Below are 16391 nucleotides of genomic sequence, written 5' to 3'. Positions count from 1 at the left end.
CTATGACAACTGCCAAACCAACAAACAATCCTATTATTGTCCCCAAAAAGCTACCTTTTTTGGAGTCAATATGTTGGCAAACAGCAGATGTCTATCGGTTTACTCCAGAAGAAATGCTCAGTCGTTATGAGCGTGGTTGGCGATATCACAACTTATTTAATAATCTTGAGGGTGAAGAACTGGATTTTCTTAAACAACTTGCTATAAGGTATAAATCCATACAAAATATTCCATCAATTGATTCAGATAATTCCCGAATTACAATGGTATATCCTGTTCAGCAAGAGACAATTGATTAAATCAAGTAATTTTCAAAGGCAATTTATTTTAAAAGTTTAGCTTTTTGTAACGGTATTTTTTATTATTAAATATGCTTATTTTCAGACATTTTATAAATTAAATTTATAGTCATAGAAGTTATTCTTCTATGTTAAGTCTTTTTATCATTACTGCATTAGCTTTACAGGTAAACCAAACTTCATCATTTATATCTGGTTCAGCCGTAGCTAAGAGGGTGTTTGAAAAGTCAGGTATGTTGTAAAAAAGCTCTCTCAGTATACGCTGTGAATAGATAATCAACAGCACCGAGAGAGCGACATGAGTAAAGCTTACCCCAGTAACCTGAGCCTCGCACAATATGAATTTCTTAGCGACTTGATTCCAGAAGGGAAACCGGGTGGTCGTAAGCGTGAAGTCGATATGTGGGAAGTCCTGAATGCAATTTTTTACATCCTGCTAGAAGGAGTGAGATGGCGATGCCTACGGCGGGCTACGCCTACGCTACCTGGGGACTTTCCTACGAGAGCAAACAGTGTACACATATTTCCGAAACTGGCGTAAAGACGGGACATGGTTGCACATTCACGATAGTCTCCGAGAGTGGACGAGAATCGAAATTGAACGTCATCCGAGTCCATCGGAAGCGATAATTGATAGCCAAAGCGTCAAGAGTGCGGCAATGGTGAGTCAATCAGTAGGCTTTGATGCTGGCAAGAAAATCAAAGGACGCAAGAGATTTATGACCGTTGATACCTTGGGGTTAGTGCTGCGGGTTTTGGTAACAGCAGCCAATGTCGGTGAGCGAGAAGGAGGCAAACAAGTTCTCCAACGAGTTAAACAGTCTCAGCCACAATCTCGGTTAACCACCATCTGGGTTGATGGTGGCTTTGATGGGGAACCGTTCATGCAGTGGGTCATGAATTTTTGTCGCTGGATTGTACAGGTGGTGCTGCGACCAGAGCAAAGCAAGGGCTTTGTTTTACTCAAAAAACGTTGGGTGGTGGAACGCACTTTTGGCTGGTTCATGGGATGTCGGCGATTGGTCAGAGATTATGAATTATTGCCCGAAACCTCAGAAACTTTTATCTATCTTGCAATGATCCGTATTATGGTGAAGCGATTGGCTTAATTTTTGACTCCCTAAAACTTTTCAAACATCCTCTAAGAAACCACTATAATTGGTCTGGGATTGGTCATTGGGGTTGGAAGGGACTGGAGACTATTGACGAAGGCTCGCCCATTCCTTCTGGGTAACGAAAAACTGAATACCTAAGCTTTCGCTGTAAAATCTGGCTTTCTTAATTGCGAATTGCGAATTGCGAATTGCTATTAGTCCCTTGGCAAGTTTTGCCGAGACAGGGCAAATAAACAAGACAAGGGGAGCTATTTAGCTATTTATTTTGCATATTTAAGGTTTACTTTTAAATACTCCTGGTTCTTGCTGTGTGGGCAAGACAGCTAAAATATCGGTTTGGGAACAATATTTCAGGTCTTCATGGCATTCCAGGCGTAACAAACGTTTGCCGTGACTAGCGTGGTGGAGTAATTCCAAAAGGTTGTTTTGCCAGTGGGAGTAGAGCGCGATCGCACTCATCACTTCATCGTTACCAGCTATCTCTTCAGGTGGTAATTGGGATTTCTCGATCACACTGTGAGCGATCGCACCTGCACAGGCTGTATCCTCTAAGGAAAAACTGCCTTCCCAACCTGAACCCACAATCCAAACTGTCTCAGGTTGCTTATCCATCAGATACTGTACTACTGCGGCTCGGTTAATAAAGGCGGCTGTCATAACCGTGGGTGAGTCCTGTACCCGTTTTAAAGCGCGAGTTCCATTAGTGGTACTAATAAACAAGCGTCGCCCTTGCACTAATTCTGGTGTGCAGTCGAGGGGAGAGTTACCTAATTCAAAACCAGCAACTTTTGCACCTCCCCGTTCTCCAGCTCGTAGCCGTTTTTGTTGAGGCCATTGTTCACTCACTTCGATGAGTTGATCTAAATCGCTAAAGACTTGCACAGCTTCGCCCCCTGCCGATAAAACAGTGGCAATTGTGCTAGTGGCTCGTAAGACATCGACTGCGATCGCGCAGTCAGGAACTTGATCCTGGGGAGTTAATTCCGGGGTATGGTATACAAATAGCTTCACGCGCGGGTTACACCTGCTCTCAATACTACTGCCGAGATTACATTCTAATGGGTGTCAATCACCATAATCACAGGAAAAATCAGGGTATTTCTTATGGTTAGGAAAGATTATTTCCTATCATGGGTGATTGGGTAGAGGCTAGAGGCTAGAGAAGAGAGATACTCATGCCCTAGTTGTAGGCTTTTCACGCCGTAGAATTTTAGCTTGAGTCTAAATAAAGGTAATCTGAAAGAAGATAGGGGCAGAAAGCAGGAAACAATCCCCAGTCACGCCAGTCCGCTCAAGTCGGGAAACCCGCCCACGCGGCTGGCTCCCCAATCCCCAATCCCCAATCCCCAATCCCTATGGCACCTTTACCCGAATATCGCCCTAAACAATTGTCTGTAGGCCCTTTGGAAGCAGAAATTCTCAATATTATTTGGGAACTGGGTTCAGCCACAGTCAAAGATGTCCACGATCGCATTCTGGCTGACCCTAACCGAGAATTAGCTTACACTTCTGTAACTACAGTGATGCGTCGCCTGACTGAAAAAGGCTGGCTAGTCTGTGATAAAAAAGGCAAGGCTTTCTACTGGCGGCCTCTACTGACAAAGCAACAGGCACAAGTGATCAAAGCCCATGAACAATTACAACGATTTCTAGCCGTAGGTAATCCTGATGTGGTTGCAGCTTTTGCTGATAGTCTGGATGAAGCGGCTAGTGAGCAAATAGAAGCGATCGCTAAACGCATTCAAGCGGCACGCCAAGCCAGGGAGGAACAATAATGCACCTGTTGATGATTTTGGCTGCTTTGGCAGTTTCTGGGATTTTGAGATGTTCTTGGACTAATACCCCAGGTAGTTGGGATGTACGCTGGCAAAGAACCCTGTTTTTCTTCCTCTTCCCACCGTTGCTGATGGTGATGACAGCGATCGCCGTGCTGTGCATGGGGCCTCAAGGTCAAATGGTCGGTATAAATGCCGGATGGATGAGCTATATACTAACTTTATTGTCCCTGAGTGTTTTTTCTGGTTTGTGCCTGAAACTAGCCTTCCAAGGCTGGCAGTCGCTACAATCAGCCCGCAACTGTCCTGTAGTTCATGTTGACGGTAAGCGAGTCAGACTACTCAGCACCCCAGCCTTATTTGCTGGACAAATTGGTTTCTGGCAACCCGAATTAGTAGTCAGCCAAGGATTACTAGAAACCCTCTCCCCTGCTCATGTCAAAAGCGTTTTAGCCCATGAGCAAGGACATCACCACTACAGAGATACATTTTGGTTTTTCTGGTTGGGTTGGGTACGTTCCTGCACTGCTTGGTTGCCTAACACAGAACCTTTGTGGCAAGAACTTTTAGTGTTGCGAGAACTACGTGCTGATAGTTATGCCGCATCCCAGGTAGATCCCTTATTACTCGCCGAATCACTGTTGTTGGTGGTGAGTAATGCTACTGCCTTAACCACATCAGAAATTTGCTGTGCTGCTTTAGGTGCTAGTGTAGGTGACACCTCCGGCGGCAAGCTACGCTTAGAACAGAGAATAGAAGCCCTATTAGCACCACCACAGCCAACCCCAAAAGCTCAATTGCAGTTTTGGAATAGCTTTCTGTTGGCTTTTCTGCCCCTAGTCAGTCTGATCTTCCACACCTAATTTTCAGAGTAGATTTCTAGGAATAATCAGTGGTGATTAAACAATTTCAACTCACCACTGATTATTTATGGGACTTCCAGATCAAAAAATATCCAAAATGTAGGGTGCGTCAGTGCGAGAAAACCTAGCTGTACCAAGAAATTATTCATACTGACGCACCCTACTAACTATGATTTAGGTATATCAATCTAGTAATATTTGACTTTGATATTTCTAGAAAGAATTTGTATCAGTTTGCCAAAAATGCGGCAAATAGATTGTCTAGGGGCGTAAGTCCTTACGCCTAGATATAATATAGCGTTTCTCAGTCTGGTGAAGTACAGTAGCAACAGTGGGTAAACCAATTATAAATATCATTTAAAGAGATTTGGTTAAAAGCCATTTCAATTGCTTTTGCTAAATCTGGATAACTTCTAGCACCAAGAGAACGTAGTATGTTCTTCAGCTTCGACCAACAATTTTCAATAGGGGAAAAATCAGGAGAATATGGTGGTAAATAAATCAACTTAGCTCCGGCAGCCTCAATGAGTGCTTCAATATCTCCACCTTGATGAATTGAGCAATTGTCCATGATTACATAATCACCTTCCTTAAGTTTAGGAACTAATTTTTGAGCAATATAAGCCTCAAATGTCAGCCCATCAGTTGCACCTAAAATGCTATATTGACTAATCACACCCCTCAGACCAATTGCACCAATTATCGAAACATTTTTACTGCGTTTTTGAGGTCGAGAACCATGCGCTCTTTTACCTTTAGGGGAACGAGCAGAATGTCGGCTCAAAGATAGATTAGCTCCAGCTTCATCAAGGAAAATCAGATGATCAGCAGGTATTCCTTGAATTAAGAGCCAGAACTGGACTCTTAATAATTGAACTCTCTCAGTTTCCTTTTCTGCGGCGTGCAATGTTTTTTTTTAAGCTGATTTCCATCTTCTGTAACATTCTGTCTACTGTGGAAATACCAATCGTTATCCCTGTCTTCTCTTTGAGTTGCTCACGAATTTCTGATAAAGTGGCATCATTCTTGGCTTCTACTATTTCAAAAAGAACATTCAATTGTTCTTCATTTAGCTTTGGTGGAGTTTGTTGCATCCTGACTTTAGGCGCGATACTTCCTGTTTCTCTATATTGTTTAAGTAATTTCTCAATAAAGCTTAAAGTTACACAAAATCTTTTGGCTAACTGACGTTGTGATATTCCACCTGTCTTATATGTATCAAGTATTTTTTGGCGTAAATCGAGCGAATATGCTTTCATTTTTACCCTGGCGAAGATGTACAGTTTTATTTGATTTAGTGTACTTCATTAGACCGGTAAACGCTATAATCAATATTTTACTAAATTTTTCTTAATTAATATTAGTTATGTAGGGAATTTTAATTATTATTAAAACTTTAAATTTTGTAGCTAATATATGCAATACACATAACTATTTATGTGTCAATGCTTAGTTCATACAGTTTACTCAGCCAAATATATCTATGATTGATAAAAGATTATTGAATTGCTAAATTCAGCTTCAGCAAATTCCATTATGTACTATGCACTGCTAATATAAGGGCAAAAAAATCAGTCTTAAGGGCGGTAAATTTGCAACCAAAAAAAAATTTAGAGCAATTATTTATTGTACGTTGTCTAGCCACAGTGCTGCTCTTTGGTCAAGTCTGCCTACATTTACTCCAAGGAAAAACTTACTACCGCAAGATCATGGAACACATGGTAACTTCGGGGCCTGGTTGCGTCTCGCCAGTTCTGCTTGTAAGTGTTTTTTCTGGCATGATTTTTACTATTCAAACCGCTAGAGAATTAGTACAATTCGGTGCTGTGAGTACCATAGGAGGAGCTTTTGCATTAGCTTTCTGTAGGGAATTAGCTCCTATTTTGACTGCTAGTATTATTGCTGGGCAAGTCGGTTCTGCTTTCGCCGCCGAATTAGGTGCAATGCGCGTCACAGAACAAATTGATGCGCTATATATGCTCAAAACTAACCCCATTGATTATTTAGTGCTGCCGAGAGTTATCGCTTGCTGTTTAATGATGCCCATTATGATGATTTTTGCTTTAGTGATGGGTATCAGTGGCGGAATTTTTGCGGCTGCACAATTTTACCAAATTACTCCAGAAACATTTTTAGAGTCAGTTAGAAGTTTTTTAGAAACATCCGATGTGTTTATTATTTTGCTAAAAGGGTTAATTTTTGGGGCTATAGTCTCTATCAATGGCTGTAGTTGGGGGCTGACAACTAGAGGAGGAGCAAGAGAAGTAGGCGAATCAGCAACCACCGCAGTTGTCACTACTTGGGTAGCAATTTTTATTATGGATTTTATTCTATCTTTATTATTATTTGAAATACCATCATTTTAAACTTAATTGTAGGAGTAGGAACTAATAATTTCATCCTTGGTGGTGAAACTTGTTTAAGTAGAACAGCGTAAATAATTCAAGGTTTGTAGTAAGGACTGTTCACACAGCGTTCCTGTAGAGTAGTCCTTACTACGAACTGGATTCCAATATTTGTACATTGCTTAACGTAGTTTGATTTATTTTCACCGACTTACTTAACTTAGAATGTCTGAAATGTGGAAATATTGATGGAGATGTCAAAAAATATTGAAGCGATCGCTAGTTTTTCCAGTTAGCAACTAAGGGCTAATTTGACTATCTTGATTAATCAATTTTGGTGATTCATCACTATCAACATTCCCTGGCTCAATCTGATATTTTTCTAAAGGTGATAGCTTGTCTTGTATCTGAATAATCTCAGGACTAACTTTCAAAAGATTATCTGTTACTTTTCCACTTCTCATCATTAAAAGTTGAATTTCTGTTTCAAACTGCTCTCTGCCTCGACTGAAAAAGTTTGGCTCTCTAGGGTGAATTGCACCAACATTAATCGGCTGAGTTTCATTCGCAGCTACTGGTGTAGTGATTAATAAAGTTGCTAATACAACTGTTACAGCTATAGCCAGTCTGGAGAATATATTGTACACATTCTTTTTCATAGTAGCCCCCTCTGCACAGAACACAACCTGTTGCTATTTCAGGGCAAATGCTACTCAAAAAGCTAATGGAATTATAGTAACTTGGCTTTTTGGGAGTAATGCTATTTTACACAGAAAATATAATGATTTTCTACTAATAGTATACTAGATATTCAAATCCTAAAAATTAAAATCCGGCTAAGTTAGCATTTTTGATTAAAATTATCAATAATACTTAATTTTTCTACAAATTTAGGAGTGCTTTTGCTAAATATTCGTACTGCTCTAGTGTATTGTAAATCTGTGCGGAAATCCTAATTAGCAATCTAGGAGACTCTTGCCAAGGCACTACTTGTACTTGAATGCCATACTGATCAAATAACGCATCATGCACAGACATGAAATCACGATTTTCTAATGTTGTAGGCATTGGCACAACTGCCATCGCACCAATCATTTCTTCAGGACAAGGCAAAGATACTGCTAAGGCTTCACAAAGTAAGTTTCTGGCAGCTAAAATCAGTTGATGATTACGCTGCATTAATTCTTGCCAACCACCAGGTAATAACGAACCCATAAAAGCGATCGCCTCTGGGACGCACATATAGGCTGTATGATCATCTGTACCTGTCCAGTCAAATTCCAACTGAAACCGACTTTTATCATTGCGTGGTGAGTTAGCACCGTGGCTAATTGTCAGAGGACGAATTGCTGAGTGTTGATCGCGACGCACATACAAAAATGCTGCTCCTTTTGGCGCACACAGCCATTTATGACAGTTGCCGGTGTAGTAAGTTGCACCAATTTCTCGCAGATTGAGAGGAATCATCCCTGGTGCATGAGCGCCATCTATTAAGGTATCTACACCCCGCAGTTGCAATTCCTGCACTAATTCCTGAATGGGGAAGATTAACCCAGTTTGGCTAGTCACATGATCTATTAATGCTAACCGTGTTTGAGATGAAACTTGCTCAAGTACGGCGGCTATTACCTGCTGTGGCGATTCTATGGGAAAGGGGATTTTCGCCACGACTACCCGCGCACCTGTACGACTAGCAATAAAATCCAGTGCATTGCGACAAGCATTATACTCGTGATTGGTTGTCAAGATTTCGTCTGCGGGTGCAAAAGTGAGGGAACGCAACACTGAATTGACACCAGTCGTAGCATTAGGAACGAATACCACATCTTGAATATCAGCGTTAATAAATGCTGCTAGTTTGCTTCTGGCATCATCTAAAAGTGGTTCCCACTCTCTACCAAAAAAGCGTAATGGTTCTTGTTCTAATTGCGATCGCAACCGTTGTTGGATTGCTAAAACTGCTTGTGGGCAAGCGCCAAATGAACCATGATTGAGAAAAGTTATGGCTGGATCAAGTGACCAAAATTTCTGAAATTCAGAGGGATGAGGCATTAAATAGGAGACAGATGACAGGGGACAGGGGATATTTTACCCCAATGCTTTCAAGCCAAAAAAATATAATATTTTGATGTAGCAAAATATTAGCTAAAAAGTATTAGATAATTAACTTATATCAAAGGGTAAAAAGTAAAAGGGAAAAGGTAAGTTAACCAAGTTTTTCTAGCCCAGTCTAGCTGAAATACCTCTCCAGTTGGTTTAACCCACAAGTTTGATATCTCAACTGCCAAATATTACCGATTCCCTCATACCTATTACCAAAGAGCTTGATAGTTTTATTGGCTAACTAATGCTCTTTCTGGTAGTTTTGTTGCCAAAATTTGAGTGTATAGTTCACTCAGACGATCTGCCACACCACCCCAACTGAACATAGCTTCGATGTGTTTTCTACCAGTTTGACCTAATTCATCGCACCATTGTGGATTCATCAGAATTCTATCAATAGCAACACAGAAAGCCGCTACATCTTTGGGTGGTACTAATAAACCTGTTTTTTCTGGAACTACTGTAAATTGCAGTCCACCAACATCGCTGGCTACTACTGGTGTCCCGCTAGCCATGGCTTCAATTGCTACGAGTCCAAAAGGTTCGTAATGACTGGGAACAACACAAACATCAGCCGCAGCATAGTAAGCTGGCAAGATATCTTGACTGAGGCGACCAGGAAGAGTTGTAAATTCACTCATACCCAATTCTTCCACAATTGAGGCAATGCGATCGCGCTCTCTACCATCGCTGTTACCTGGGGTAAATCCACCGCCAATAATTAGTTTGAGTTTGCCAGAATCCCGTAACTGCGACTCATTGATAGCACGCACTAAAGTTTCTATGCCTTTGCGCGGATCAAAACGTCCTACATACAATACAACTTTCGCATCTTGGGCAATGCCTAATTCGGCTCTGGCTGTTTGTTTGTCTACTGAGCCAAACTTAGCGATATCTGTACCACAAGGAATCACATCAATGTAGCCTTTTGCAGACACAAGCGATCGCATATGTTGCTGTTCTTGGGGACTGGTAGCCACAATTCTTTCGGCTGTTTCTAATACTTGTTTTTCTACAGCTAACCGCTTAGTAGCAATTAAAGGAATTGTATCTACAGCTTTGTATTTAACTGCTCCTAAAGAGTGATAAGTATGAACTTGGCTACTTCCTTGGATTGCTTTTAATTGCATTCCTACCCAACTAGATAACCAGTAGTTTGTATGCACCAACGGATACATAATGTGGTTTTCCCGTTGGAATTGCAGCAATTGTTGGACAAACTCTGGTAAGTATTTAAAACCATTATCTCGTGGTATAAATTCCTCTGGCCCAGCTGTTAACCGAATAGTGCGACAAAGTGGGCTGTGCTGCACAATTGTTTCTTGTTCAGGACTCACTTTGCGGCTAAACATATCAACTTGCCATCCCAGTTGGGCTAATGCTTTACCCACTTCACGCACGTAAACATTCTGCCCTCCAGCTTCTTCTTTTCCTATCTCAATTGCTGGGTCTCCATGAACTGAAATCAAAGCTATACGTTTTTCAGTGTTAGAGTTCATAGTTTGTGTGTGTTGCTGATTGTAATCAAGTAGCGGGAAGTTTCAAGTGTGCTGACAGCACATTTACTTGAATTCTGTAGGAACATTGAGTAATGTTTATTTTAATTTAATATGTCCCACATTTTTATCTATTTATTAACAGAGTCATAGTTTCTTACTCAGTATTTACATTTAATCTTTCTATATATCTATGGTCATACTTATATCTAATACTTGTGATAGATGAAATTCTATTTTCTTGCTAATTAAGTATGCAAAAATACTGCTCTCAATGCAGTGAATAAATAAAGCCTTGCCCTGAAATTCACTGAATATTGGATCAGTTTTAAAACACTTATAGATTTTTAGGAAAAATGTTCACAACCGTATTTCCACTTAATTCATTTATGAGAATTATTGTGAATTTACGAAGAATTTTTCTAACTTACTCGAAATATCAAAGAAATTGCTTAATTACACCGAATTATTTGGCATTACTTTGATATGAGTAAGTAGAGTGTCCAATATTACTAATATTTAAATAATAAATATGTATCTTATAATACAGTTTATCGTAAATTCAAGGGTTAAATGACCCCTACATCTACACGTAGTATCAGTTGAGTTGGCGTTTAAATCCCCGACTCCAACTGTCTTTAATTTTGAAGTAATGGGTATTACTCATTACTCACCACTCATTACTCATTACTCATTACTCATTACTCACCACTCACCACTCATTACTCATTACTCACCACTCACCACTCATTACTCATTACTCACCACTCATTACTCATTACTCAACATCTAAAAATTCAAAACCCCTTCAGCCTAGATTGTGAGCCTAGTGAGACTGGAGGGGTAATAAATACTTATTGAGTTAGAATTGATTCCAGTTGAGGAGTGTTACCTTGCCCTCACTCTGGTGGTTTGGACTCTGGAAGATTCAGAAAAGCTTAATTTAGTTGAACAAGTGCGATCGCCACTGTAGGCAAAACTTTATGCTCAATCAATAAACAACCAACTTGTTGGGACAAATTGATTGAATCAATATATTCTACCCAACATGAGCGATCGCACTCTCAACAATAGCCACAATTCATCCTTAATTGAGCTGATCAGAATTGACAATTAAAAATTAAAAATCAAAAAATCCTGACTTTTAATTTTTAATTTCTCTCCTTTGTTACTTAATTTGTGGTTTGAGCTGCTAGCATTTGCTTGAGCTTTTCTAATTCAGAAGCCCAGCGTGGATCTGGACGAATAGCATCTGAATCAGATGTTGACGTAGAACTGCCTTCACGTCCACCACCACCGCGACGAGATTTCTTAGCACCTTTATCACGGCGACTACCCTCTTTGTTAGCTTTAGGTGTAGGAGTAGCACTACCTGCTGCTGTAGGTGCTGCTTGCTCATCGCCCTCATCACCTTTTGTGCGAGGTAATGCTTTTTCTAACTTAATTGGGGTTTCTTTGAACAATTGACCATTGTACTTTTCAATAATTTGGTCAGCTTGTTCATCATTATTGACTGTCAGAAACCCAAAACCGCGACACTTACCAGTTTTACGGTCTTTAATGAGTTTAGTTGTTACAGCATCACCCTCGGCAGCAAACACTGCTTGCAGCTCTTGACGATCTATTTCTTCTTTTGGCAAATTGCCTATATATAGGCGAACGGACATGAACTATACCTCCAGAGTTGAATGAACATGGCAGGGCAAGAAAACCATGACTTGGCTTTGGCTTTTAAATGCTATTGACCAAGATTGCCGTAAACCAATTTTTTTACTCCAAACTGTCAACCTATACAATACAGTTTTTTGTTGGGATCAAGCTTTTTGAATCAAAAAGCGTACACAACGCTCCACTAATACCACCTTAATTCTAAAGGTTATAAATTTGTTTTTTACTGCTTCTTGCCGTAAGCATTTTTTTTCAATGCCCTTGCCCGCAGAATTAAATACCATTCCTTACATTACCACGGTATTATCTACGTAGCTAGTTCAGCATATACTTTTCTAGCAATAGTATTAACACACCGTAGCATAAAGTACTTATTTTCTCAAGATGGTAGATATTGGGAAACAAAAACCAGCCAGTGGCTGGTCGATTTACTGCTGTGTTAGGAGGATAAACAAAGATAGATTGGCGCAAGCAGCCACTGGTGATGACCAAGCTGGGGCGCTGTTTATTTTATTTACCAGAGATTTTGTAAACAAATGTAACACCTAGCAGCAAGATTTGCAATGTTTGTTTACATTCCCTAGGGGTGTAGGGAGAAATGGGGATCACAACCTAGCCCATCAAGAAAATATAAGCCCCCCAAGCTTGGGCTACGACTGCTAGAACGGTAGACCAGATGGGATGAGGACTATGGATGGTTTTACCACTTTGGGTTTGCAAGGTTTGAATATCAATCCAGGGTGTTGCACCTCGGCGAAACCAACCTGTAACTATCACTTGCCGACCAATCAATTCTTGATGATGGATGGGTTTTCCTAACCAGGAAACATGGTGGAGTTTTACTGAACCTTTGCTGGACTGTAAAATTAAATCCTGGGCTAAAGAATTACTAATACCTTGACGACCTAGGAGTTTCCCGACAAATCGCACCTTGATGCTATCACTGGGAATGCCGGAAGGATTGGCTAACAGAGACAGGAACTGTTCTTCTGTGTGTATACCATTGGCTTTGATGTCTGGAAAAAAAGAGTTCATCCGGATTACCATGCCGATGCTAAAGCAGATGAGTAGGCAACCTGTGACAAATGACCAATCTTCGTAAATCCATTTGAGATTTAAAATTTTCATGGTGAAAGCAGTTTGCCACAAAAACCAAATCAAACCCGCAAACACAAATCCTAAAGGAATCCCTAAAAAGGGTGCAATTTGCACCAAGAAAGACTGACGAGTAACATTCAATGTCTGTTCGCTGAGGGATTGCTGGCTAGTCAAATGTAGTTCCGGATCTATATGCCAGTGACGGGCTATCTGACATAATCTGTGGATGCGATCGCCAATTAATGGATGAGTATTATTAACGGTAAACCAACGCCGATAGGGGTTGACATTATCCCACATCAACATTGATTCAAAGGTGAGATGACCGGCTACACTACCCAAAGCCACACTTTGCTGATAACCTACTGGCATTAACAGATTTAAGCTTTCTAATTGTCCAGGAGTGTATTCTTCTTTTTGAATGTCAGTCGCAATGCCAATAGTGATTTTCAGTAAGGCCCGAATCAAGCCATTGGGATTACCAGTGATTTCAGCTGCTAGGCGATCGCTATAGTACAGGCGTAAGCGAGAATACACTAAAGCCGTACCACTCAACACACACCACAATCCATACACCAAACTGGATACGATGGTGAATGGCCAATGCCATATCCCCCCTGAAACTTTGTCTCCCCAAACTGCAATCTGCTGATAGAGTTTGTAAATTGGTAGGGTTACTAGCAGCAGTAAAGACATCAAGACAAAATCCCTGTGGGTAATCTGCCCTAACTGCATAGCATAGATGGTAGCAATTTCATCATCTGCTAGTTGGTCTAATAGTCCTTGACTGACTACAATCCGGGCAGTCCGGGGTAAATTGCCATAGGTGAGGGCTATTGGTGCAGCTATTGGTAAAATTCGTAGTTGGGGTGCTGGCCAGTGTCGCTGTTGACAATAGCGATGCAGTACACGCAGCGTTTCCCGACTATGGTTGTGCAAGGCATCTTTAGATAATTCTCGCTGTCCGTAAAACTGGGTTAACAACCAATCTAATAGCCAAGGTGATATCGCGATCGCTATGAACAAAACAGTTAGTAACACTGGAGTAGGATCACGATATAACAATTGCAAAGGTGACAAGTAGGGCAATTTAACTAAACTCCAGTTAATTGCACCCATTGTGAACTTGAGGATTTCTCGCAGCACCCAAAACAAGGCCATGAATGTTCCGGCTGCTAGCAGTTTTAAGGGTATCAAGCTGGGCTTTTGTAGAGGCTGCCACACCTTGGCGCGTTTAGCTTGCCGCCAATAAATCCCAAATTCCTGAGTTTTGGCGTAACCTGTGCCTCCAAATAAAGTATTAGTTGCTACATTAGGTCTTTCTATAAATTGATTTTGGAAACCCACAGAGGGCAAAGCGGATGAATAATGGGATTGTTTATGGGCTACAGCCTGCTGTGATCTGGCAGTAACCTGGGCATTTTTTGATTTTTGGCGTTTTTTCTGGTTTTTAGTTAAATGTACTAGGGCCACTTCTGCCCACTCTTTGACTTTTGGGTTTTGGCTATCAGTGAGAGTCTGACACAGGGCGATCGCCTTACGGACTTCGCCACTGCGTGCATAAGCCATCACTAACCCTACCCTAGCTTGTAAGCTAGCAGTGCCATTGCCCTGATAGCTAGCTAAAGGTTCAAGTTGGGCGATCGCTGTTTGGTAATTACCCTGCTTGAGGGCAAATAAACCAGCCTCCAAAGACGATTTAGCGTGTGAAGGCATAGAAATTCTGGTACTCCATCTGTGTGATTTGATCCACGGTTATGTCAAAGCGCGAATCATCAGATGCCGTGTACATCAACCCAGGAGTTTCTAGAAGGAGAGGAGAAGAATAACACTCATCACTCACTACTCACTCATCTTCTGCTTTTTGACTAGAAAACACTGGGGCGATCGCGCTGAGTTTTAACTCTGGATGATCTCCCTGTAATTGTTGACAGTTCCATTCATTGCGGAACAGTAAAACTGGGCGGCCCATGTTGTCTTTGACTGTGGTGGTATTAAATATACGTCCCACCTTTTCCAAAGCTTCCCAGCCACCTTCTACCCAACGAGCCACACTATAAGGTAGTAGTTCTAGTATGGTTTCTACACCATACTCGTTTTGTAAGCGAAACTGCACCACCTCGAACTGCAACTGACCCACAGCTGCCATAATGGGGTCGCGTTTAGCTTCGTCAGTTGAATACATGATTTGGACTGCACCCTCTTCCCGCAATTCGGAGATGCCCTTTTGAAATTGCTTAAATTTTGAGGGATTGGGGTTGCGAAGAATCGCAAACAGTTCTGGCGAAAAATACGGAATCCCTTCATATTCCAGTTTCTGCCCCGTGTAAATTGTATCGCCGATCGCAAAAACACCTGGATTATTTAAACCGATCACATCCCCTGGATAAGCGACATCAATTGATTCCCGTTCTTGGGCAAAGAGTTTTTGCGGTCGTGATAACCGGACGACTTTGCCAGTGCGGGCATGATTAACTGTCATATCTTTTTCAAACTTACCAGTGCAGACCCGGATAAAAGCGACGCGATCGCGATGTTTCGGGTCCATATTAGCCTGGAGTTTGAAAACGAACCCAGAAAATTCTGGATAAGTAGGGGGTACTTCACCAACACTGCTGATGTGAACACCTGGTTTAAGGGCATAGTCAAGGAAGCACTTAAGAAATAACTCTACCCCAAAGTTCGTCATGGCGCTACCAAAGAACACAGGGGTCATTTTTCCTTGATGTACCAAATCTAAATCCAGGTCGGGGCCTACGCCTTCTAATAGTTCTAAATCATTTTTCAGTTGGTAGTACAGGTCTTGTTCCAATAATTCCTCAATTCTTGGATCACCCAAATCTACAGTTGTGTCACGGGCTTCTTTACTGCCGTGGGCGCTGCGTTCAAACAGGTGAATTTGCTGGTTGATTCTATCAAATACACCTTTAAAGCGATCGCCCATGCCAATCGGCCAATTAACGGCATAGGTTTGCAGCCCTAATTCTTGCTCAATCTCGTCCAATAATTCCAGTGGTTCCCTACCGGGGCGGTCAAGTTTGTTAACAAAAGTAAAGATTGGTAAACCCCGGAGTTTACACACCTCAAATAACTTGCGGGTTTGAGGTTCAAGACCTTTTGCCGCATCAATCAGCATCACAGCATTATCAGCCGCCGCCAGAGTCCGGTAAGTATCCTCACTAAAATCTTGGTGTCCTGGGGTATCGAGTAAATTAATTTGACAGTTTTGGTAAGCAAACTGTAATACTGTAGAGGTGATAGAAATACCCCGTTGTTGTTCCATCGCCATCCAATCGGATGTAGCCTTGCGTTGCGCCCTACGTGCCTTAACAGCACCAGCCTCGTGAATTGCACCCCCGTAGAGGAGTAGCTTTTCTGTTAGCGTAGTTTTACCAGCATCAGGGTGAGAAATAATCGCAAAATTGCGACGAAGTTCAACTGCTTGACCAAGTTCTGTCTGAAGTTCAGTTGACATAAACTGTATTCACTTCCTAGTTACGTAACTTAATTTTTCTACTTTAGCGAGTCCTTTAATCTTAAAACAACGACCCCACTGATTAATCGTCTAATTAACCGCCTTTATATTAATTCAACCGTAATCTTCCAATTACTCTCAACTTGCACCCTCC

The 16391-nt window shown here is 41.3% G+C and carries 13 protein-coding genes and 1 pseudogene; 6 read left to right on the top strand and 8 right to left on the bottom strand.

Annotated features, from left to right (window positions below; all coding sequences use genetic code 11):
- The first annotated feature begins 2 nt into the window (after positions 1-2).
- A complete protein-coding gene (locus NOS7524_RS06895) occupies positions 3-299 on the top strand; it encodes a hypothetical protein (RefSeq protein ID WP_015137760.1) in 297 nt (98 codons plus the stop codon).
- Positions 300-597: 298 nt separating this feature from the next.
- Positions 598-1408 (top strand): annotated as a pseudogene (locus NOS7524_RS06890) (IS5 family transposase).
- A gap of 279 nt (positions 1409-1687) precedes the next feature.
- Here NOS7524_RS06890 and NOS7524_RS06885 read toward each other — a convergent pair.
- Positions 1688-2425 carry a 2-phosphosulfolactate phosphatase family protein gene (locus NOS7524_RS06885; protein ID WP_015137759.1) on the bottom strand — a complete coding sequence of 246 codons (738 nt, stop codon included), beginning with the start codon at positions 2423-2425 and terminating at the stop codon, positions 1688-1690.
- Positions 2426-2769: 344 nt separating this feature from the next.
- Here NOS7524_RS06885 and NOS7524_RS06880 point away from each other — a divergent pair, with 344 nt between their 5' ends.
- A complete protein-coding gene (locus NOS7524_RS06880) occupies positions 2770-3189 on the top strand; it encodes a BlaI/MecI/CopY family transcriptional regulator (protein WP_015137758.1) in 420 nt (139 codons plus the stop codon).
- The gene (locus NOS7524_RS06875) at positions 3189-4052 is read left to right on the top strand and encodes a M56 family metallopeptidase (RefSeq protein ID WP_015137757.1); all 864 of its coding nucleotides are present in this window, start codon (positions 3189-3191) and stop codon (positions 4050-4052) included. The genes NOS7524_RS06880 and NOS7524_RS06875 overlap by 1 nt, the downstream gene beginning before the upstream one ends.
- 304 nt (positions 4053-4356) lie before the next feature.
- On the opposite strand, the gene NOS7524_RS28330 is transcribed toward NOS7524_RS06875, so the two are convergent.
- Positions 4357-5311 (bottom strand): IS630 family transposase gene (locus tag NOS7524_RS28330; protein WP_216087509.1). Its coding sequence is split into 2 segments (ribosomal slippage): positions 4357-4969 and positions 4968-5311, totalling 957 coding nucleotides; the frame shifts between segments, so codons are not numbered across the junction.
- A 333-nt stretch (positions 5312-5644) separates the two neighbouring features.
- Between NOS7524_RS28330 and NOS7524_RS06860 the strand changes: the two genes are divergently transcribed.
- Positions 5645-6418: an MlaE family lipid ABC transporter permease subunit gene (locus NOS7524_RS06860; RefSeq protein ID WP_015137754.1), complete on the top strand. Its 774-nt coding sequence runs from the start codon at positions 5645-5647 to the stop codon at positions 6416-6418.
- A 278-nt stretch (positions 6419-6696) separates the two neighbouring features.
- On the opposite strand, the gene NOS7524_RS06855 is transcribed toward NOS7524_RS06860, so the two are convergent.
- From NOS7524_RS06855 to NOS7524_RS06840, 4 genes are all read right to left on the bottom strand, one after another.
- Positions 6697-7056: a hypothetical protein gene (locus NOS7524_RS06855; protein WP_015137753.1), complete on the bottom strand. Its 360-nt coding sequence runs from the start codon at positions 7054-7056 to the stop codon at positions 6697-6699.
- Between the two features lie 223 nt (positions 7057-7279).
- Entirely contained in the window at positions 7280-8449 is a 1170-nt protein-coding gene (locus tag NOS7524_RS06850) for an aminotransferase class V-fold PLP-dependent enzyme (RefSeq protein WP_015137752.1), read from the bottom strand.
- A 281-nt stretch (positions 8450-8730) separates the two neighbouring features.
- Positions 8731-9999, bottom strand: a complete 1269-nt coding sequence (locus NOS7524_RS06845) for a glycosyltransferase family 4 protein (protein ID WP_015137751.1) — start codon at positions 9997-9999, stop codon at positions 8731-8733.
- 1169 nt (positions 10000-11168) lie between these two features.
- On the bottom strand, positions 11169-11663 hold the full coding sequence (locus NOS7524_RS06840; protein WP_015137750.1) for an RNA recognition motif domain-containing protein: 495 nt from the start codon (positions 11661-11663) through the stop codon (positions 11169-11171).
- A 385-nt stretch (positions 11664-12048) separates the two neighbouring features.
- Here NOS7524_RS06840 and NOS7524_RS29860 point away from each other — a divergent pair, with 385 nt between their 5' ends.
- On the top strand, positions 12049-12213 hold the full coding sequence (locus NOS7524_RS29860; protein WP_171815352.1) for a hypothetical protein: 165 nt from the start codon (positions 12049-12051) through the stop codon (positions 12211-12213).
- 63 nt (positions 12214-12276) lie between these two features.
- On the opposite strand, the gene NOS7524_RS06835 is transcribed toward NOS7524_RS29860, so the two are convergent.
- Both NOS7524_RS06835 and prfC read right to left on the bottom strand, forming a co-directional pair.
- Positions 12277-14478: a M48 family metalloprotease gene (locus NOS7524_RS06835; protein WP_015137749.1), complete on the bottom strand. Its 2202-nt coding sequence runs from the start codon at positions 14476-14478 to the stop codon at positions 12277-12279.
- Positions 14479-14608: 130 nt separating this feature from the next.
- A complete protein-coding gene (gene prfC, locus NOS7524_RS06830; RefSeq protein ID WP_015137748.1) occupies positions 14609-16237 on the bottom strand; it encodes a peptide chain release factor 3 in 1629 nt (542 codons plus the stop codon).
- Positions 16238-16391: the final 154 nt, after the last annotated feature.

The organism is Nostoc sp. PCC 7524, from assembly GCF_000316645.1.
Taxonomy (GTDB): Bacteria; Cyanobacteriota; Cyanobacteriia; order Cyanobacteriales; family Nostocaceae; genus Trichormus.
Note: the sequence above shows the minus strand (reverse complement) of the source record. Positions and strands in the feature narration are given on the sequence as shown.